This window comes from Deminuibacter soli (genome assembly GCF_003412455.1).
Classification (GTDB): Bacteria; Bacteroidota; Bacteroidia; order Chitinophagales; family Chitinophagaceae; genus Deminuibacter; species Deminuibacter soli.
This window is the reverse complement of record NZ_QTJU01000005.1, coordinates 117804-137107: the sequence shown is the minus strand read 5'-3', so window position 1 is coordinate 137107 and position 19304 is coordinate 117804. Positions and strand designations below refer to the sequence as shown.

At 48.4% G+C, this 19304-nt stretch carries 16 protein-coding genes; 8 read left to right on the top strand and 8 right to left on the bottom strand.

Features of this window, described 5'->3' with window-relative positions:
* Positions 1–130: 130 nt before the first annotated feature.
* The 5 genes from DXN05_RS14990 to DXN05_RS14970 all read right to left on the bottom strand — a co-directional run bounded on the left by DXN05_RS14990 (position 131) and on the right by DXN05_RS14970 (position 6689).
* Positions 131–2299, bottom strand: a complete 2169-nt coding sequence (locus DXN05_RS14990; RefSeq protein WP_211330061.1) for a TonB-dependent receptor — start codon at positions 2297–2299, stop codon at positions 131–133.
* Between the two features lie 74 nt (positions 2300–2373).
* The gene (locus tag DXN05_RS24495) at positions 2374–2697 is read right to left on the bottom strand and encodes a hypothetical protein (RefSeq protein ID WP_147313929.1); all 324 of its coding nucleotides are present in this window, start codon (positions 2695–2697) and stop codon (positions 2374–2376) included.
* Positions 2698–2873: 176 nt separating this feature from the next.
* Complete coding sequence (locus tag DXN05_RS14980; protein ID WP_116848088.1) at positions 2874–4097, bottom strand: OprO/OprP family phosphate-selective porin; 1224 nt, start codon at positions 4095–4097, stop codon at positions 2874–2876.
* A complete protein-coding gene (locus DXN05_RS14975) occupies positions 4090–4677 on the bottom strand; it encodes a hypothetical protein (RefSeq protein WP_147313928.1) in 588 nt (195 codons plus the stop codon). The genes DXN05_RS14980 and DXN05_RS14975 overlap by 8 nt, the downstream gene beginning before the upstream one ends.
* Positions 4678–5078: 401 nt before the next feature.
* Complete coding sequence (locus tag DXN05_RS14970; RefSeq protein ID WP_211330060.1) at positions 5079–6689, bottom strand: arylsulfatase; 1611 nt, start codon at positions 6687–6689, stop codon at positions 5079–5081.
* Positions 6690–7093: 404 nt separating this feature from the next.
* Here DXN05_RS14970 and DXN05_RS14965 point away from each other — a divergent pair, with 404 nt between their 5' ends.
* The 8 genes from DXN05_RS14965 (at position 7094) to DXN05_RS14925 (ending at position 15255) form a co-directional block, all read left to right on the top strand.
* On the top strand, positions 7094–7861 hold the full coding sequence (locus DXN05_RS14965) for an OmpA/MotB family protein (RefSeq protein ID WP_116848086.1): 768 nt from the start codon (positions 7094–7096) through the stop codon (positions 7859–7861).
* Between the two features lie 238 nt (positions 7862–8099).
* The gene (locus DXN05_RS14960; RefSeq protein WP_116848085.1) at positions 8100–9011 is read left to right on the top strand and encodes a DUF6515 family protein; all 912 of its coding nucleotides are present in this window, start codon (positions 8100–8102) and stop codon (positions 9009–9011) included.
* 43 nt (positions 9012–9054) lie between these two features.
* Entirely contained in the window at positions 9055–9489 is a 435-nt protein-coding gene (locus tag DXN05_RS14955; RefSeq protein ID WP_147313927.1) for a hypothetical protein, read from the top strand.
* A gap of 40 nt (positions 9490–9529) precedes the next feature.
* Entirely contained in the window at positions 9530–10126 is a 597-nt protein-coding gene (locus tag DXN05_RS14950; protein ID WP_116848083.1) for a hypothetical protein, read from the top strand.
* A 284-nt stretch (positions 10127–10410) separates the two neighbouring features.
* Positions 10411–12252: a mechanosensitive ion channel family protein gene (locus DXN05_RS14945; RefSeq protein ID WP_116848082.1), complete on the top strand. Its 1842-nt coding sequence runs from the start codon at positions 10411–10413 to the stop codon at positions 12250–12252.
* 867 nt (positions 12253–13119) lie between these two features.
* Positions 13120–14160 carry an HAD family hydrolase gene (locus DXN05_RS14935; protein ID WP_116848080.1) on the top strand — a complete coding sequence of 347 codons (1041 nt, stop codon included), beginning with the start codon at positions 13120–13122 and terminating at the stop codon, positions 14158–14160.
* A 104-nt stretch (positions 14161–14264) separates the two neighbouring features.
* Positions 14265–14741 carry a hypothetical protein gene (locus tag DXN05_RS14930; protein WP_116848079.1) on the top strand — a complete coding sequence of 159 codons (477 nt, stop codon included), beginning with the start codon at positions 14265–14267 and terminating at the stop codon, positions 14739–14741.
* Positions 14742–14958: 217 nt separating this feature from the next.
* Positions 14959–15255, top strand: a complete 297-nt coding sequence (locus tag DXN05_RS14925; protein ID WP_116848078.1) for a hypothetical protein — start codon at positions 14959–14961, stop codon at positions 15253–15255.
* Between the two features lie 156 nt (positions 15256–15411).
* Here DXN05_RS14925 and DXN05_RS14920 read toward each other — a convergent pair whose 3' ends face one another.
* From DXN05_RS14920 to DXN05_RS14910, 3 genes are read right to left on the bottom strand one after another with little or no spacing between them, the layout of a single operon-like run.
* Positions 15412–16137, bottom strand: a complete 726-nt coding sequence (locus tag DXN05_RS14920; RefSeq protein WP_116848077.1) for a DUF2490 domain-containing protein — start codon at positions 16135–16137, stop codon at positions 15412–15414.
* Between the two features lie 14 nt (positions 16138–16151).
* Positions 16152–17423 (bottom strand): BamA/TamA family outer membrane protein, encoded by a 1272-nt coding sequence (locus DXN05_RS14915; protein WP_116848076.1) that lies wholly within the window; start codon positions 17421–17423, stop codon positions 16152–16154.
* Positions 17420–18874 (bottom strand): hypothetical protein, encoded by a 1455-nt coding sequence (locus tag DXN05_RS14910; RefSeq protein ID WP_116848075.1) that lies wholly within the window; start codon positions 18872–18874, stop codon positions 17420–17422. The genes DXN05_RS14915 and DXN05_RS14910 overlap by 4 nt, the downstream gene beginning before the upstream one ends.
* Positions 18875–19304 lie beyond the last annotated feature (430 nt).

The window sequence follows — 19304 nt, the reverse complement described above, 5'->3', positions numbered from 1 at the left end:
TCGTCAGTGAATAGTGAATAGTCAATAGTGAATTTTGGTGAGCGTGTGCTAAGGATAGACATGCGGCTGTGGGGACACAGCCGCGGGCGCAGACGCCGTTGCCGGTGTCCTCACCGGCAACTATCCCTCCTCACCAACGTACCTTTATGCCACCATTCACCACAAATCCGTCCAGCGGCGCATAGATGTCGCGGAAGATGGGATGGGTAACGGTGCCGGTGTAAATGTTGTCGAACTTTGTTTGCCGCGTATCTGTGAAGTTTTCGAAGTTTACGAACAGGGAAAAGTGTTTCCATAACTTCTCTGCCATGAAACCGCAGGTCCAGTAGGGCTTACCGGTTGTGCCATCTGTAAGTAGCTGTTTACTGTAGTAGTAGGCTTCCAGCCCAAGTTTCCATTTGCCTTCCTGCTCATACATCAGTACATTGTTTAACCGGTGCCTTGCCGTAAGCGGATTGGCAGTTTTGGTACTGCCGTTGTTCAGTTGGGCATCTGTATACGTATAACCTATGAATAGCTTAAAGTCTTCATAACCCAGTTTAACATTCGTTTCCCAGCCCCGCGTGTTTACATAACCGGCAACATTGGTAAGGCGATAACGGTTACCCGGCGCATTGGATAGTAACAAGGGATCATTGATGCGTGTATAAAAAAACAGCTGGTTAATACTGAGGCTTACTTTGCCAAACACCCTTGTACGGTAGTTGAGGTCAAAGTTAAGACCATGTGATTGCTCCAGCCTGTTAGAATCTGCACTGATGGGCAATACATTCCTGAACTGGATGCGTTCTGTTTCTTCTGTAAAAATAGTGGGTGTTTTATAACCAAGACCACCGCCTAAACGGGAAGTGAGTTTGGATGTTAGTTTAAACAACACCGATACACGCGGCAGCAATACAAAGCCATAGTCGAACACATAGTCGCCGCGCAAACCTGCTTCGGTTTGCAGCCATGTATTCACCTTCCAGGTGTTTTGTATGAAGCCGCCAACTGTTTGCTGCGCATAATTTCTTTTAGGAAATGTATCTGCCGGAAACTCTTTGAAATTATCGGTATACAGGTTTAAACCGCCCACCCAGTCAGCTTTTGCGTGGTTGCTGTTAAATGCCAGTTCCGAATAACTGGCCAGTTGTTTGCCGTCAAACACATAGCCGGGGATGGTAATGGTTCGGTTAAACAGGTTCACTGAATTCTTTACCGTTAAGCTGTTGGCTTCATTAAATGCATGATCCAGGGTAAACTCAGTAGCCGTACGGTTGCTTTTGTTTCGTTCAAAATAGCTGTGTATGTTGTCGCCCTTGCCGTCGAGGTAGCGGATATCTCCGCCTGTTCTGTTTTCAAACATGGTGCTTACGCCGATGTTGATCTTTGTAGCCGGGTTCAGGTATAAAAACAGTTTCGGGTTAAATACATACCGTGCTGTTTTAGGGATGGCAGTAAAATCGGTACTTGCCGGTGCATAGGCACTGCTGCTGTTGCGTGATGCAAAGAGCGTTAACCCCACCTTGTTGAACTTTTCTGCATAAAAGCCACTCAGGTCAAGTCCACCGGCAGAAGTGGCATTTGCCAGGAAGTTCAGTTCTCTTTCATTGGTTGGGACTTTAGAAATCAGGTTCACCAGCCCTGCAATAGCGCCGCCGCCGTATAGTGTGGAAGCGGCTCCTTTGATCACTTCTACCTGTTTTAAATCCAGCGGCGGTGTTTGTAATAAGCCCAGTCCGCCGGAGAACCCTGCGTATAAGGGAAAGCCATCTTTAAGCAGTTGTGTGTACCGCCCGTCCAGTCCCTGTATGCGGATACTTGCGTTGGCCGATGTGGCGGAAACCTGCTGCGTTTGAATGCCGGTGCTTTCGTTGAGCATCATACGTATGTCGCCGGGTTTCATATTGCCCTTTTCCTCCAGCTCTTCGCCGCTGATCAACTCTATACGGGTAGGAATATGCTGTATGGTACGGGTGCTGCGGGTAGAGGAAACAACCACCTCATCCATCGCCTCACCGGCTGGTTGCAGGTAAATGTATACGGTATCGTTGGGGCGGGGAAAGGTGAAGGTGGCGGTATGCTCCAGGTAGCCTACAAACCGCACAGTAATGCGCTGCGGACCGTCAGCCAGATTGCTGAGCAGCGCAACGCCATTTTCACCGGCAGTTGCACCCTTGCCTGATCCTTCTGCAAGAACCGTGGCACCGGGCAGCGGTTCTTTTGAATCTGCATTTTTAACAACGGCAGTAAACCGGTGCTGGGCAATACATACGTTGCCAATGCACAGCAGCAGCATGGCCGCTACAGTTTTTATCATCTTGTAATGAATGGTTCGAATGAAGTAATAGGCCATCACAGGTAAGATGGCGCTTGTAGTACATTAAGCAGCGATCATGCAGCTTTGGGAGGCTGCCATATAGCAGGGGAGAAGTCGGCCAGCGCGGGTGCGATATAACAAGACCGCTGTTCCACTGCAAATGCAACGGGAACAGTAAGCCAGGAAACAGTATTGTCGGGAATTGTTACCCCATGACAGGCACCACACGCAAAGAACGGAGAACACGGCGCACAGGGTTTGTGACCGGCAGATACGGGTGCCTTCCCGGATGCGGCATGCACACCCATTTCCTCCATACAGCAGTCATCATCGGCACTGCAGGGAATGCCCGATAACACCAGCACGTATAGTGAAAAAAGATATAACAGCCATTTCATGGGTGCAAAGATAGCGGTTTCAGGTACATGGAACAGCGGGTAGCTTATAGCTATGCCGACGCCGTTGCCGGTGTCCCCACCGGCAACTAAGTGAGTGGTGAGTGGTGAGCAGTCGGTGATCGAAGCGGAGTGTTGCGCGGTTGTGAGGACACAGCCGCGGGCGGCGGGTAAAAGCATCACAACGATATATCCCACTGCAGCCGGAAACGCCATTGGTGGGCAGGGATGCCGCCGGTTTTGTCGTAGTTGAAATAACTGGTTTCGGCGGTTAGCTTGTTTTTATGCCCGTTGAAGAACCAGTTTGCGGCAACGGAGGTTTCTCTTTTCTTGGTTTGGTCTGCTTCTCGGTTAGGGTTGTAGCCTGCATTGCGCACGGCCAGTTCCAGGGGTTTGGGCCACCAGTGCAGGGCTTCGTGAAAAAAGTAACCTGCCTGTATGTAGTAGCCATGTAAGTTATCGGTATGGTCGTTGTTCAGTTTATCGATAATCTCTTTCCAGTGAAATTCACTTTGCCAGCTGAAGCCTTTGTACATAAGGGCTGTTTCAATATTGGCCTGCGTAACGCGGTACTGGCCCGGCTTTCCATCTTCGTACCCTTCCAGGTAACCGCCGCCTGCCTGTGAAAAACGCGTGTACGGACTTTGGTTGGTTACACCCGATACTGCCAGTACACCGGCAGGCTCCTTGTGTATTTCCAGGTCGCTTCCTTCAAAGTCAAGGTAGCGGCCCGTGAAGTTCCATTGCAGCCGGCTGAAGTACATTAAGTGGTTATCATCATTGGTAGTGCTGCCGCGACCTGTACCGGTGAATACGCCGGCCCAGTAGTTGAAGTCTGCAATACCTTTTCCTTTCAGCCTGCCGTATATTTCGGCGCCCTGCTGCCTGTCGAGTGTAAACTCGCGGTTAATCACAGAGCGGTCTACCATGGTTTGCTCGCCGCTGCTGATGCGTCTTTCACGGGTATATTCCACTTTAAACTGCCCCACCTGGAATTTCAGCCAATCCCATTTCTCAATCATGATGGTATAGTTCAATAAATTGGACTGGCTCAGTTCATATTCCCAGTAATATTTCAGCCAGGGTTTAAATGCATGGCCGCCTACTTTTAAGCGGGCGCGGTTGATGCGGAAAGCAGGTTTGGTTATACCGGTAAAATCATCAAACGTAACCGGGTCCTGGTCTTCAGGTGTAGAGAAGCGGAACTGCAAACGGCTTTGTACCTGCAATAAGAATTTATCGTCTGCTGTTTTAAATTCAAAACCCTTGCTGCCATAATGGGCAGATACTTTTTTAGACGTATCGGCAGCTTCCTGTTGCGCGCTTGTGTTATGGCAAAGCAATAGCAACAGTGCGCTGCAGGTGATCAGCTGTTTGTATAAAAGGCAGCGGCGGTTACTCATGACTTGCTTTTTTGCCGAATGCTTTGGAGATGCCGAGACCTATTGTCCAGGTATCGTAAGCATCCCAACGGAAATCGTATTGAAACACACCAAACACTTCCCAGCCTTTTCTTATCGGCGTGCCGTATTCAACTGCAAAGCGGGTGAGGTAATAGTCTTCTTCTTTGGCAAACTCGCCACCCAGGCCCAAACCAAAGCTCCAGTGTTCAGTAGGTTTGAAGAAGAATAGCATCGCGGGGGCAATGGGATAGGAGCGTTCTACCACTTCGTTTTCACTGCCCGCATTCTTTTCTACTTTAAAAGTCTCTGCCACAAAATCGGTGTGTATGCCTATTGCGAATTTGCGGGCAAACTGGAAGTTGTAATCCAGTCCCCAGTAAGGCAATACCGTGAGCTTCTTCTTGCCGTTTTCATCTATGCCGCTGAACGCATGTTCATGGCCGATATTCAGCCCGATGCTGTGTATGGGTTTAAAAACAGCTTCTTCCTGTGCATATGTTTGGTGAACGGTAAACAACAGCAACATGGAGATGAATAATGCAGGTGCAGCAACACACCTGCCGGTGGGTAGGATGTTCATAAGCCTTGTATTTGAGCAATGCAATGTGTTATTGATGCCGGCAGTGAAGCAGTTGGCCGTACGCGATTGTTACCGCCTAAAGTTAAAACCAAAACAAGCAGTATAAGCTGTAACAGCAGCTGTAACGGTTACGATAGATTCGCTGAAACACAACAACCCTGTTCTATCTGCCGCGCTGCTGTGTTAAGCGTAATTGATATTTTTTACCGCTCCGGAGGAGTCCTATGGACAAAGAAACGCAAAGAGAAAACCCGCGAAGTTCACAAAGACGCTGTTAGAAGATGATGGCTAATTACGCTGTCACCCGGATCGCCCGCGGCTGTATCCTCACAGCCGCGTATTAGTAGCTGAAGAAGGTGGCTGTGTTTCCACAGCCACCGGCACATTTTGTATACACCCCGCTATTTCGGCAGCTGAATTCCTTTCTGTTCCATGAGCTTTTTGGCTTCCTGGATGGTTCTGAAACGGTTGATTTCCATTTCGCCACTATATTGTTCTCCCTGCAGCGGCCTTGGCGGGTACTTTATATAGGTTTCTATCAGCTCGCGCGTGGCTGTATTGAAGATGGGCAGTGTCCAGGTTTTTTCGGTAAAGCCGTTCATGAATAAGTCGTAGCGCTCCTGCGGGTCCTGCCACAGATCGTAGATAGCGGGAACAGTAGCTACATAACGTTCTTCACCACGCCAGCCGAGTTGCTGACCCGGCATATCACTGCCTGCCTGCGCACCGTTATCGCCACGGGTATTGAATACGGCTTTAAACCTGTCTACCCTTACAGCACCCGGTGATAATTCAGATTCTGTGAAGTAAAACCATTTGTTGCGCAGCGGTTTGCCTTCCTTGAATAACACGTTCGACATATCATAGCTGTCAAACACCATGGGCTTTCCTTCGCGGTCGTTGGTGGGCAGTTTAGCACCTGCGAGGCTTGCAAAAGTGGCCATCAGGTCGAGGCCGCCAACGATATCATGACTGTCACTGCCGGCCTGTATCTGGCCCGGCCACCAGGCTATGGCAGGCACGCGGCTGCCGCCTTCGCGATCGGTTCCCTTAGAACCCCTGAAGGGGGTGTAACCCGCATCGGGATGTACATCCTGCCAGGCTCCATTGTCAACGGTGTAAATCACAAAGGTTTTTTCGCCGATACCCAGTGAGCGGATTTTGTCCATCACACGGCCTACATTGTAATCCATTTCCACTACGGCATCTGCATATTTTGATTTGGCAGGAGACTTGCCTGCAAATTGTTTGGAAGGCAGATTGGGCTGGTGGTTTTTCGCAAAGTTTACACACATGAAAAAGGGTGAGCTGCCTTTTGCATAATCATCCAGCTGTTTCAGCACATTCTCCGTCATGTTCATGTCCAGCTCCGCAATATTGTCTTCTGTTACTTTCGATACTTCCCTGGCTTTCTGGCCTGCTTCGCCTTCGAGTATACCGGTGGTTACCTTTTGGAAAAAGGCCAGCATCTCGGGCGACATATCCGGGTTCCAGGATGGAAATGCATAGGTGTAGGCGTTCAGGTGATACAGCACCACGTTCTGCATTTTATCAAAGCCCTGTGCAGTAGGAATGGCATAGTCAGCCTCACCCAAATGCCATTTGCCGGAGAAATAGGTTTTATAACCGGCTGTTTTAAGTACGGATGCCAGCGTCCATTCTGCTGCCGGAAGACCGCCTCCCTGGCCCTGGAAAGCCACGGTAGTCATACCGCTCCTGTTGGGAATACGGCCGGTGAGCATGGCTGCGCGGCCGGGTGTACAGCTGGGCTGCCCGTAAAACGACCAGAACTGCATGCCTTCTTTTGCCAGGCGGTCGAGGTTGGGGGTAGGCATACCGCGGCCTGCACCGCCGCCATATACACCCAGGTCACCCCAACCGGTGTCATCCGAAATAAGCATGATAATGTTCGGTTTGTCCGGGTGCTGTTTTTTCTGCTGTGCTATGCTGCCGGTAACAGACAGTGCTGTTAAAAAAACACACAACATAGAACGGTTAAATCGCTGGATCATAAGTAATGAAATTTTTCAGGTGATAAGAATGGATGGTTTATGCGTCAGGTAATATGAATACACAAGGGTGCCTGTCCATGTGCATGCGTAACTGTATGCGTATGCATATGGGCTATGGTTTCAAGCAACAGCGAATAAATACCGGTAGTGAAGTAGTTTATGTGATTGTTTATATAAAAACAATAGTATCCAGGTGCAACATAAAGTTAAAGCCAAAACAGGCAAAGGTGTTACGTAGCGGGCACTGTAACGGTTACGATCGTATTGATGGTTTGATTGTTTGCTTGTTTGATGGTTTCAGTGCACGGGTAACCGTTACAGTTTCCTTATTGCACATATAGTTTGCTAACTTGAATGCAGTATTCACGGCAAACCTTACGTACTACGCTTCAACACGCATTCATATGAATAAAATACTACCCGTTGTGGCATCATTGTTTGGTTGTATGCTGCTTGCATCCTGCGGACCAGGTAAGAAGCTCACGCAGGCCAATGCCACTATTACACAACTGCAGGCAGCCAATACACAGTTGCAGCAGCAGGTTGCTGCACGCGAAACAGCACTGGCCGGTTTGAAAAAACAGTATGATACCTGTCAGCAGCAGAATGCTGATTGCGATACTGCCATGGCCATTGTGCGGCGTAACCTGCAGGCGATTAACAATGCACTGGCGCAGGAGGGTACTTCCTATCGCCAGATACGGGAAAAAGTAGATGAATCGCTGATTGCGTTTTCGGATGCAGACCTGGGTGTAAGTTACCGGCAGGGCCTGATACATATCTCCATGAACGATAAACTGCTTTTTGGTTCAGGCAGTGTAAGCGTTAGCGAGGATGGAAAGGAGGTACTGGAAATGGTGGCAGGGGTGCTGAATCAATACCCGAAGCTTAGTGTAATAGTCGTAGGCAATACAGATGACCAACCCATCAGGGGCAGCTTTAAGGATAACTGGTCATTAAGCACGGAAAGAGCCAATGCCATTGTGCGTTTGTTCCGCGATAATTTTAATGTTGATCCTGCACGGTTAACGGCAGCAGGTCGCGGAAAGTATAACCCTGTCGGCGATAACAGCACGGAAGAAGGCCGCGCCATGAATCGCAGGATTGACATCGTATTAAACCCTGATTTGTCACGGTTGTGGGAGGTGAGGCAGGGAGGTGGTGAGTGGTGAGTGGTGAGTGGTGAGTAGTGAGTAGTGAATGATCTTAGCGAGTACTATTTCGAGAATCGAGACATCGACAGTCGGGACCATGAATCGCCAGTCGGTGCGGGTACCAATTCGGGAATCGGGAGCATCATAGCGGGTATGAAATAACACGTAGCTGTCGCGGAGGCAAAATAATCAGGCAGGCTTGCAGCTCGTAGATCAAAGCCTGAAGCTTGCAGTTCTTTACTTCAAAAACTATGTTATGAAATTGCTGATACACTACAAAGGATGGCTGCTGGTATTGCTGCTGGCGCTGTTTATGTTACAAACACCTGATGCGATGGCACAGCGGGGGCGGTCAAGGCCGGCACGTAACAACAGCAGGCCCGCAAGGCCAGCGCAGAGCAGACCTGCGAACAGGGGGAATGCCGGTAACAACACACCCAATGTTAACCGTAACAATGTTAGCAGGCCCAATCAAAACAATAACCGGCCTGCCATTAACAACAACAGCAACAACAGAACGGTTAACAGGAACAAGGTTAATGTAGACAACAGTCGCAGGAATGTAAACATTAACGTGGATAACAGTAAGAACATACGGGTGAACAATAACCGCAACACGGTGGTACGCAGGAATAACATCAACACTTACAGCAGGCCGCCGTATTACTGGGGCGGCAGGCGGTACTATGCTTACCATCCCTACTTTTATCATCCCTACCATCCCTTTGTATGGGGGCCTGTATGGCATCCCTGGGGTTTCCTGATTACCACGCTGGCCGTTACCGCTATTGTGGTGAGCGTAAACAATGCGCAGTATCATTATGACCAGGGCAACTGGTACCAACCCTCCGGTTCGGGTTATGTAACCGTGCAGGCGCCCGTTGGTGGCACAGTAACTACCATTCCTTCAAATGCACAAACAGTGGTGGTAAACAATACCACCAATTACTACTATGGTGGCGCATATTATGAAAAAGATGGTACAAAATACAAGGTAGTGCCGCCACCCGCAGGTGCTACCGTAGACAATTTGCCGGAAGGTGGTGAGGAAGTAAAAATAGGCGATCAAACCTACGTGAAAATAGGTGAAACCTATTACCAGCCCGTTCAAATAGACGGTAAAAACAAATATGAAGTGGCGCAGGTAGAAGATGGTGCAGGCAGCTGATGCCGGTACTTTAACAGCATTCATTCACTATAAATAGCAAGTCGTGAAAAATACACTATACCGCCTGTTGACAGGCGCATTGCTGCTTTGCCTGTTTTGCGCCACCGCACAGGCACAAACAGTGGTAAGAAGACCGGCAGCCGGTGCCGCAGGCAGCTGGCGTTTACTGGGCACGGTGAGTGCCAGGCACACGGCAGACCACGATGCCATTCTTGTACAAGGGCCGTATGATCATTTCCGGAGGATCAAGTTCAAAGTAACCGATTCACCACTCACCATGTATAAACTGGTGGTTACTTATGACGACCGCGCCGCACCGGAAGTAATTGCCACCCGTTTCGATATTCCCAAAGGCGGTGAAAGCAGGGTTATTGACCTGCGTGGCGGCTCGCGCAAACTGCGGAGCATTGAATTCTGGTACGAGACCAAGGGCTTTTTAAACGGCAAGGCGGATGTAACCGTTTTTGGTATGAAATAACAGGGCAGCCGGTTAGCGCCCGGTAACAAAACAAGCATGTATGAAAAAGCTGTTGCACTACGTGCGCACCACTATCCTGGGCGGCATACTACTGCTGATACCATTGCTGGTGCTGATCATGGTTATCATGAAAGCAGTACAGCTGATACGGCGCGTGTCGGACCCCATTGCTAAAAAGCTGCCTTTTGATATACAGGGTATTGGTAAAGACACCGTGCTGCTGCTGGTGTTGCTGCTGCTGCTGTCTTTCACCGCAGGGCTGTTTATGCACACCGAACTGGCCAAACGTTTAAAGAAGCTGCTGGAAGAAAAGGTGCTCATCTATATTCCCGGTTATGCTTACCTGCAAATGCTGTCGACAGATAAACTAACAGAACAACGTGATGCCAACTGGAAGCCCGCTACCATACTGGTTGATGATAACGAGGTGATTTGTTTTGTGGTAGACGAGAGCGAGCATTACTGTTCTATTTTCCTGCCCGATGCGCCGATGCCTTCTTCCGGCTCTATCTGTGTGCGCGAGAAAATCAATGTACGTTTTCTGCCAATAACGGTTTCCGAAACAATACAGCTCATCAGGCAATTCGGCCGCGGCGCCGCGGCAGTGCTGGAGGGCATGCGGGAGCGGCAGTCGTGAATGGGATACATCGAGAATCGACAGTCGACAGTCGAGACGATCTAAGCAGATATTCGTGAGTCGTCAGTCGTGAGTGGGAATACATCGAGAATCGAGAATCGACAGTCGAGACTATCATAGCGAGCATTAAATAATGCTTACTTGTCGCCGGAGGCGATAGAAACTAAACAAGCTTGTAGCTTGCAGCTTGTAGCTTGTAGCTTGCAGCTCGTAGCTTTCTTTCGGCTGCCTTCGATTGTGATTGCCGGTGGGGACACCGGCAACGGCATTTAAATGAATAAACAATGAAGCCACTCAACCATATATCCATTGTGCTGCTATGGCAAACATTGGTGCTTGTTGGCGGGGCTTTGTATGCGCAGCAGGATACAGCGGTTAAAGGAGGTGACAGCAGTAAACAAAGAGATTCCATTCACAATGTGGTGTTGGTGAACCAGGGGGCTGAACTGGATTCACTCGGCAGAAGGCTGCAGGCCGATGCTGTGCGTGAGGCGGAGCTGAAACAGGAGATCAGCCGCCTGAACAATACTGATCATGAAAAGCGGGAAAGCCTGCTGAAAGAGCTGGGACTGTTGCGCTCTGCCACATCAGGACGCAGTTTGCTGTTAAAACAGAAAGCCGATTCGCTGCGGCCAACCGTGAAGGGGTTTGGTGTGGCACCTTTCGGCGATACGCTGTTGTATGTGTATGCAAAGCTGGGCAGCTTTTCACCGCAGGAACGTGCCGCTGCCATCAGTGAACGGCTACGCAGGATTGCAGAGGATTACAGGTACAATGCAGATTCTTTTACCGTAGTACACAGCGAGCTTACCACAGATGTGGTGTATAAAACCACAACGGTTACCAGTATCGCAGACAATGATGCCTGGTGGTTTAACGATAAAAAAGATTCGCTTGCCACTGCCTATAAAAACAAGATGGCCCTTGCCGTATTGCAATACCGCAAAGAAAACAGCTGGCCAACCCTGCTCAGGGAAATACTGCTGGCTTTGTTGGTGCTGGCTGTGCTGGGCGGTGTAATGTTTGTTGTAAGCAGGCTTTTCCGCCGCACGCGCTTATGGATCATGCAACAGCAGGGCACCCGGCTTACAGGGTTTAAACTGAAGAACTACGAGATCTTTGATGCAAAGCGCGAGGTGGCCTTCCTGGTGGTGCTGAATAAATGGGTGAAGTGGATGGTGATACTGGTGCTTATTTATATTGCATTACCCATTTTGTTCGGCATATTCCCGCGAACAGAGGATTTTGCACATACGCTGTTCAGCTACATCTTAAATCCCGTAAAGCGCGTGCTGCATGCCATATGGAATTACCTGCCCAATTTCTTTACCATTGTGGTATTGGTAATTGTTTTCCGCTACCTGGTTAAAGGCGTGTGTTTTCTTAAAACAGAAATAGAAAAGGGCATACTGAAGATACCAGGCTTTTATGCTGACTGGGCCAATCCTACCTACCAGATTATACGCATACTGTTACTGGCGTTTATGCTGGTGGTTATTTTTCCTTACCTGCCGGGATCAGATTCCCCGATATTCAAAGGCATATCCGTGTTCCTCGGTGTGCTGTTTACGTTTGGTTCTGCCGGTGCATTGGGCAATGTAGTGGCCGGGTTGGTGCTAACCTACATGCGTGCGTTTAAAACCGGCGACCGTGTGAAGATAGGTGATGCGGTGGGTGATGTAGTGGAGAAGTCGATACTGGTAACCCGCATACGTACTATCAAAAATGAAATCATCTCTATTCCCAATGCTACGGTAATGAACAGTTTTACTACCAACTACAGCAGCGATGCGCCTGACAGGGGATTGATTATCCATACCACACTTACCATTGGCTATGATACGCCCTGGCAAAAAATACAGGAGCTGATGATTGCTGCAGCTGATATAACTACCTACATTGAAAAAGAGCCCAGGCCCTTTGTGCTGCAAACAAGCCTGGATGACTATTACATCAGTTACCAGGTGAATGCGTATACCAGGGAGCCCAACCGCCAGGCCACCATTTATTCCGAACTGCACCAGCACCTGCTGGATGTATTCAATGAAGCAGGAGTGGAAATTATGTCGCCCCACTATACCAGCCTGCGCGATGGCAGCAAGAGCACGATACCGCGTGAATCGTGAGTGGGAATGCATCGAGAATCGACAGTCGACAGTCGAGACTATTGCAGCGGGTATTAAATAACGTTTCCTTTTCGTCGAGGCCATGTAAACCAGGCAGGCTTGCAGCTTGTAGCTTTCTTCCAGCCGGGAGCGTGAATCGGCAATCAAGGCCGTTTAGTTAAGCGTGATGGATATTTTTTACCGCAAAGAACGCAAAGGCGAAACCACAAAGTTCACAAAGAGGTGGTTAACTAAACGACATTGAGCCGTCAATTGTCAGTCGGTGCGGGTACCAAATCGAGAATCGACAGTCGACAGTCGAGACTATCGTGTCGGGTATTAAATAACGTTTACTTTTCGCCGGAGGCGATATAAACTAAACAAGCTTGCAGCTCGTAGCTTGCAGCTAGCAGCTTTTCCCCTGCTTTTCCCCTGCTTTCCCGTAACAATACGCGTGACCGTTACAAATATGCAATGGCTGAAAGATTACGTAGTTTTAATTTCATCAATACGCTTGTTTGGGTTTGGTAATACTATAGGTTTTTTCAAATGGTTTTCGCCTGGTTTGTCCAGATCAGGCGGTTTTAAATGCATTGACACCGCAACGTTTTTCTCTCTGTCTTCAACTAAGGCAAGTAGTTTAGGGACATACACCTGGTTTATTTGAACCGGGTGTTTTTTCGTGAGTGTGCGTGATTGAAGCAGGGGTTTGGAGGGCGCCACTGGTGAATAGTGAATAGGCAATAGTGAAAGATGGCGCAGGTTTCACTCGATACGTTGGCTTACGTTTCATGCCTGCGTTGCAACCTGCTGTCACCGTTACGACTAGGGAAATTCTATAACGCTGAGTAGCTTTGAGTTTATTCAATAACTGTAAATCTACTGCATATGTTCAATGCTGTTGCCAGATTCATTGTTGCTGTTTGTATAACAGGTATGGTGCTTTGGGGCTGCAAGGGAAAAGAACAACGGGCCGGTGCCAATTATGCTGATTCTACCATTGTAACCGGCTCAAATCCTTTGTCTTCCTGGAAAGATGGAGCAGCCAAACAACGCATACTGGCTTATTTTAAAGCTGCTACCGATTCAACAAATGCCGGTTATGTACCTGTTGACAAGCGTTTGCTGGTAACCGATAATGACGGTACGCTTTGGCCCGAACAACCATTTCCTTTTCAACTCATATTCACGCTCGACTTTATCCGCGCCAATGCAGCAACACACCCGGAATGGAAGAACATACCTGTTGTAAAAGCCATTGTGGCCAATGATAAGGCAGGTTTGATGAAAGCCGGTGAACGTGGCCTGATGCAGGCGATGTTTCTCGCACACAGCGGCATGACCACAGACCAGTTTGACGCAAGTGTGCGTCAATGGATAGATACTGCGCGTGATGCACGTTTTCATAAGCGCTATACGGAACTGGTATATCAGCCAATGCTGGAACTGCTGGAGCTGGCAAAGAAACATCGTTTCAGGGTGTTTGTGGTATCTGGCGGCGGTGCTGATTTTATGCGTGTATGGGCGCCACAGGCCTATGGTATTCCAGCCAGCCAGGTCATTGGCTCATACAATGCGGTAAAGTATGAAGTGAAAGACGGTAAGCCTGTACTTACCAAACTGCCGGAGAATATACTGCCGGATGATAAACAGAATAAACCCGTTGCTATACGCCAGTTTATCGGCCAGCAACCTGTTATTTGCCTCGGTAACAGCGATGGCGACCAGGCGATGATGCAGTATACTTCGGCCAATAAATATCCCAGTCTCTGCCTTATTGTAAAACACACAGATTCAACCAGGGAATACCAGTATGATGTGCACACCTTAAGCGGCCATCTCGAAACAGCCCTCAAGGAAGCTGCCCAAAAGAACTGGCTGGTGGTGGATATGCAAAAAGACTTTGCCAAAGTGTTTGCATGGGAGTGAGTATGCAGTTTGGTGGGGAGCCATTGGTGAATAGTGAATAGTGAATGATTGAAAAACTCCTTAAACGTTAAACTTCAAACCTTAAACTTCATTAACTGCTTCATATGAGTACCGTTAACCTTAGCCCCTTAATCAGGCCGGGTATTGCTGTGGCTGTATTTCCCTTTTTACCCGGGAGCGCGCCTGCACTGCGTGATACGTTGATTGACGATTTATGCAACGCCATATGCAACATTTTGGAAAGCTATCCGCATTGCAAAGTAATTCCCTATGCCACCGCAAAGGCACTGGAAAGCGAAGCCGAAGATCTTACCCTTGCCTGCCTGCAGGCAGGTGCTGATTTTATGATTACCGGCAGCATGCGAACGCTCTTTGGATTTTACTACCTCAATATTCAGCTGGCAACAGTAGCCGGTCATGTACACCTGTGGACAAATACCCATTGTTTTGAAAATGTGACAGACCTGCACGCCATTACGATGCTGGCACGGCAGATAACCAACGGGTTATGGACACAGCTACATGTATTGTATATGGCCGGATTTCGCTGCATAGCTCAACAGGCAGGTGTGCTTGTTTAACTTGCATGCTTGTAAACATTAAACGAAATCTTACATAATTCACTGGTGTGATAAAATGCACGGTGTTGACTTTGTTTTTTTTAGTGTGTGTCTTTTAATTTGTGTCCGCTTGGGTTTGTTTATATACTATTTAATCCTATATTTTCGTATTTAGTATAGTCGCGCACTGCAATGCGTTGTCAAGGACAAGAAACTATAGTTTTTAAATTTCTAACGAATGCGACACGATTCAATTATACAAACCGGCGATCTTGTTCCGCCATTTATCATCTCCTTTTTTTACCCCTACAACGGGCAGGATACGTTAATTAAAGTTACTGCGACAGTAACCTTACATCCATGCGGTGAATATTATGCAGTGGATAATTTCGCCTCCCAATCCGGAGAACCCCTGCAGATAAGGCCACAGCAAATTGCCATTCACGACGATACATGGGTAGATGTATTAACGGGTACAGAAACGTATCTCTCCAAGATATTGGGTGATGCGATTGCAATTGAGATTACGAGATGATGGTTTGATTGTTTGATAGATCATTAACGAGATGGTTTAAGGTTTAACGTTTGATGTTTAACGTTGATATCAGCGGAGATTGGTTTGGGGTGGCTGTGGTGTGGACAGATTGTCTCGACGTGTCGATGTCTTGATTCCCGATGATTGTTGCGCCCCTTAATTCGTCACTTTTTTGCTCTTCAGGTAGGCTTTCAGTGAAACGCCGATTGCATTTACTTTCTGCACTTCGGGCTTATTGCCGAACTGGTGAAACCAATACGTTTCAAAGCTGAGTATGCGTGTTACTTTTAGTTCTGCCCCGCCGCAGATCCGCAACCGGTTGAGTTCGCCCTGCCCCAGATTGAAAAAATACTCGGCATATACATACGCCGTAAACGTGAGATAAGCGGTGTGCATGTCCCGTTCCAGCATAAAACGTGGCCGGTAACGGAATTTTACATCGCCGTCTGTAAATCGTATGTCTAGCCGGTTGCGCAGTGTGCCCATGAGTTTCCAGAGAAAATAAAAGCGGTTATTGGCCATGCCTACCAGGGTGTGTTCTCTAAAGGGATCTTTTGAGCTGGGCGGACTGGCCGAATACATGTAACCGGCCCGCAGCCATAGTGCATATACAGAGGTAGAATCCATGCCGGTTGCTTCATGCAGGTAACGGGCCTTCGTAAAGTAATCACCGAACAGGCTGAATGACCCATCGCTGTAGTCGGAGTTCTTTTGCCTGGTACCGGAAATCTTTGCTACTATCCTGTATTGATTGTTAATGCGGTAATAGGCATCGAGCTCGGGCCATAATTGTTCATTGGTGCCGCTGGTATCCTGTGCACACAGCAACACCGGGGCTGCCAGTAAAAAAATACAACAAAGCAATAGGCATATGCTTTTCATAAATATTACCTGTTTTAAAATGCTTCATTTAACCCCAGGAAAAAGCCATTTGATCCAAACCGGCCAACCGCATAGTCAATACAAATATTGGTACGTGTGTTTTTATTGAAGAGAAAGCGCAAACCCGCGCCGGCTGCAGGTTCCCAGTATTCCAGGAAACCGCTGTTCAGGTTGTTGGTGCCGCTTTGTACGTTCGCGAACACCACACCACCTACAAAGCCGTTCTGTGAAATGGGAAAACGGTATTCTGATTCTGCATATGCAAACGATTTGCCTTTAAACCGGCCGATGGTGTACCCCCTGCCACTACGGTTAAACATATCGCTGCCGGTGCCGGGTAATTCGAGGTAGGGGATTTTACCACTCAATAAAAAATTACCCCAGTACCAGAAGGCCAGTACATGGCTGGGATTGCGGTGTGACAGCGGAATGTACTCCCTGAACTCGGACAAGAGTTGTATGGCATTGGCGCTGCTGCCGATAAAGGTTTCATTCACGCGTATGCCCAAATCTGCATAGGTGCCATGATACGGCCTGTTTAACTGGTCACGGGTATTGTATTGTACATTTAGCAAGAAGCCATTGGCATTGTAGTGCGTTGTGTTAAAGCCTTCATACGTGCTATAGGTATAATGCGGTGTAATATGCGTGGAATCGAGGTTTTTGTCTTTGATATTGCTGCGCATGTCTATGCTTGCGCCGGCACCGATAAAGAAATGCGGCGCCACTTCTTTATAGGCTTTTTCAAAGAAACGGATATAGCGGTACTGGATGGGGAATACCGTACTATCGTAGTTGGTGGGTATGCCATATATAATCAGGGCATCGTGCGGCTGGTCAATCCCGGTTCCCACCCCATAGTCCAGCGTTACTATTTTAGCGATCTGCCAGTTGCCCTGGAAATTCCAGCGGTTGCCTTCGGTAAATACATTGTGCCTGAACTGGAAAGAAACAATGCCCTTGGTGGTGATATAACCGCCCAATGCACCGATAGACAGGTTGGTTGTTTTTTTATCGCCGAGATACATGCCGCCCGTGAAGTTCACACCCATCTGGAAGCCGATGCTGGGATTGTAGCCAACTGCAGGCAAAAAAGCAATGGTGCTTTTATTGGGCTTGGCTGCGTGTGACCTGGAACGAAACAACTTGCGGTAGATGTCTACTACATCTGTTTCGCTGCGTGTACTGTCTGTTTGTGCATAACAGCTGCCACAGAGCAACAGCATTGCAACACACAGGCTGTATTGCAGCAAGCGGTAAACAGGTATATGGTAATGGCGGTTCATTGACGTTTGGTTAAGAATACAAGTGAAAAGCTGAGTAGTAAACTGATGGTGCTCATGTGCATTTTGCCATAAGCCGGAATGCCTTGCAGGTAAGATTGCTCTTTGATGTTTTCGGTGGAATAGGGTAACTGGTATTGCGTATTGGTGCCGGTGCTGTATTGAATGCCTGCAATTACTTCACTGTTGTTGAATTTAAACATGGCGCCTGTAGTTACATGGTAAATGTTCCATAGCTTTTGTGCCAGTTGAAAACCGGTGCCCTGCGGCCGGTCATCGCCATAGTGATTGTCTGACCGGGCAGAAAACAATACATGAAATGCAGGCCGCAGCAGGTAGTCGAATGAGCAGGACAGGTTCAGTACCGGCTTGTTCACTGACCATGCGCGGAATAATGCAGCTGGTTGCAGGGGCACTGCACCATCCACAGGCAGAAAGGCGGCCGCGGAATTGGCGTCCAGCACTGTGTATTGTTTCAGCGAGCTGTAGTAGTTGGCGGCAACTGCCGTCTGCAGCCGGCCAAACTTACCAGATACACCCCCGCTTACCGACCACGGGTATTTATACTGTACATGCGCGCCTATCATAAATGTGTTGACGACATAGGTCTTACGGCCGGCAGTTGCCACATCTTCCACCTGCAAATTGCCCAGGTTCATATCGCCCCTGAATTCGCCATAGCTGTACAGGCGAATGGTAGGTGTAGTAACCGTTACACCTGCGCTCCATTGTTTGGCTTTATAGGCAATGCCCAGTTTTAGCCGGGACATTACATTGTTGAAATACATATCGATGTCTTGCTCTGCAGACACCAGGTTGTACCGGGTGTTCAATGGTGCATTGGGTGTAACAAAACTGTGAAACCCCTCCTGGTAAGTTTGCGTGCGGAACAGGAACTCTGCTGATGCGCCGATGTAAAAATGATCGGTCAACCTGTAACCGCCGCCCACTACCCCTGCAATTTCGGTGATATCGGTATTCAGGTGCAGATCGGCTGTATACTGCTCTGCGCCGGGGCTTTCAGTGTTGTTGATGATATCGTTGCTGCCTGAAGCGCGTTCACTGAACCGCAGGTTGTCGAGCACATGATGGTAAATGGCGTACCCCAGCTTTGCCTTTTTGTTGCGCAGCTGTATATCACCTGCCAGCATTGCCGGTATGTTGTGCAGGTAGTTGTTGGTAATATCCAGCTGTTGCCGTTTACCGGTAAAGCTGATATTGGTAAGGCTCCATGCTGCAGAGTTGAGTGTGATGCTGCTGCCGCTGCTTTGCGCCAGTGTGGCCGGGTTGCTGAATACGGCGGTGCCATCAATCTGCCTTGAAACGCTTGCCCCGCTTAAAATGGAATTCTTGGCGCCCAGTTGTATGGTTTCATACTGGTTGTCCTGCGCAAACACCCGTGTGCACAACAAATGCGCATAAACTGCGAGGATGGTTATTACTGCTTGCTGCATAAAGGTTACGTGTAATAACAGCCATGATGTTACAAGTTACTTTAGAATAGGGCATAAATGAATGTGTAACGGTCACGTGCAGCGTGAATCGTCAGTCGTCAGTCGTGCGTTGGCAGTGGTGAGTGGTGAGTGGTGAGTGGTGAGTGGTGAGTGGTGAGTGGTGAGTGACCGTAGCGGAGGCCGGAGGCATAAATACCCAACTAGCTTGCAGCTCGCAGCTTGTAGCTCGTAGCTGGCTGTTCTTGCGTAACTGTTACAGTTTGGATATGCGCAACAAGGCTGTTTATATTTGTAAAAACGTTAAAACATTTCTCAGGGGTATTATACAGTGTTGTTCATTCGTATACCTTGTTTGTCCAGGCAGGGTTGTTAATGGCCCACCCATGAGATAAAATATATGCATTGCAATTAGTGTTTGTTTCAAGGAAAT

Excerpts from the sequence above, each read along its gene's own strand:
- DXN05_RS14990 (WP_211330061.1), bottom strand. The coding sequence starts at position 2,299 with ATGATAAAAACTGTAGCGGCCATGCTGCTGCTGTGCATTGGCAACGTA.
- DXN05_RS24495 (WP_147313929.1), bottom strand. The coding sequence starts at position 2,697 with ATGAAATGGCTGTTATATCTTTTTTCACTATACGTGCTGGTGTTATCG.
- DXN05_RS14980 (WP_116848088.1), bottom strand. The coding sequence starts at position 4,097 with ATGAGTAACCGCCGCTGCCTTTTATACAAACAGCTGATCACCTGCAGC.
- DXN05_RS14975 (WP_147313928.1), bottom strand. The coding sequence starts at position 4,677 with ATGAACATCCTACCCACCGGCAGGTGTGTTGCTGCACCTGCATTATTC.
- DXN05_RS14970 (WP_211330060.1), bottom strand. The coding sequence starts at position 6,689 with ATGATCCAGCGATTTAACCGTTCTATGTTGTGTGTTTTTTTAACAGCA.
- DXN05_RS14965 (WP_116848086.1), top strand. The coding sequence starts at position 7,094 with ATGAATAAAATACTACCCGTTGTGGCATCATTGTTTGGTTGTATGCTG.
- DXN05_RS14960 (WP_116848085.1), top strand. The coding sequence starts at position 8,100 with ATGAAATTGCTGATACACTACAAAGGATGGCTGCTGGTATTGCTGCTG.
- DXN05_RS14950 (WP_116848083.1), top strand. The coding sequence starts at position 9,530 with ATGAAAAAGCTGTTGCACTACGTGCGCACCACTATCCTGGGCGGCATA.
- DXN05_RS14945 (WP_116848082.1), top strand. The coding sequence starts at position 10,411 with ATGAAGCCACTCAACCATATATCCATTGTGCTGCTATGGCAAACATTG.
- DXN05_RS14935 (WP_116848080.1), top strand. The coding sequence starts at position 13,120 with ATGTTCAATGCTGTTGCCAGATTCATTGTTGCTGTTTGTATAACAGGT.
- DXN05_RS14930 (WP_116848079.1), top strand. The coding sequence starts at position 14,265 with ATGAGTACCGTTAACCTTAGCCCCTTAATCAGGCCGGGTATTGCTGTG.
- DXN05_RS14925 (WP_116848078.1), top strand. The coding sequence starts at position 14,959 with ATGCGACACGATTCAATTATACAAACCGGCGATCTTGTTCCGCCATTT.
- DXN05_RS14920 (WP_116848077.1), bottom strand. The coding sequence starts at position 16,137 with ATGAAAAGCATATGCCTATTGCTTTGTTGTATTTTTTTACTGGCAGCC.
- DXN05_RS14915 (WP_116848076.1), bottom strand. The coding sequence starts at position 17,423 with ATGAACCGCCATTACCATATACCTGTTTACCGCTTGCTGCAATACAGC.
- DXN05_RS14910 (WP_116848075.1), bottom strand. The coding sequence starts at position 18,874 with ATGCAGCAAGCAGTAATAACCATCCTCGCAGTTTATGCGCATTTGTTG.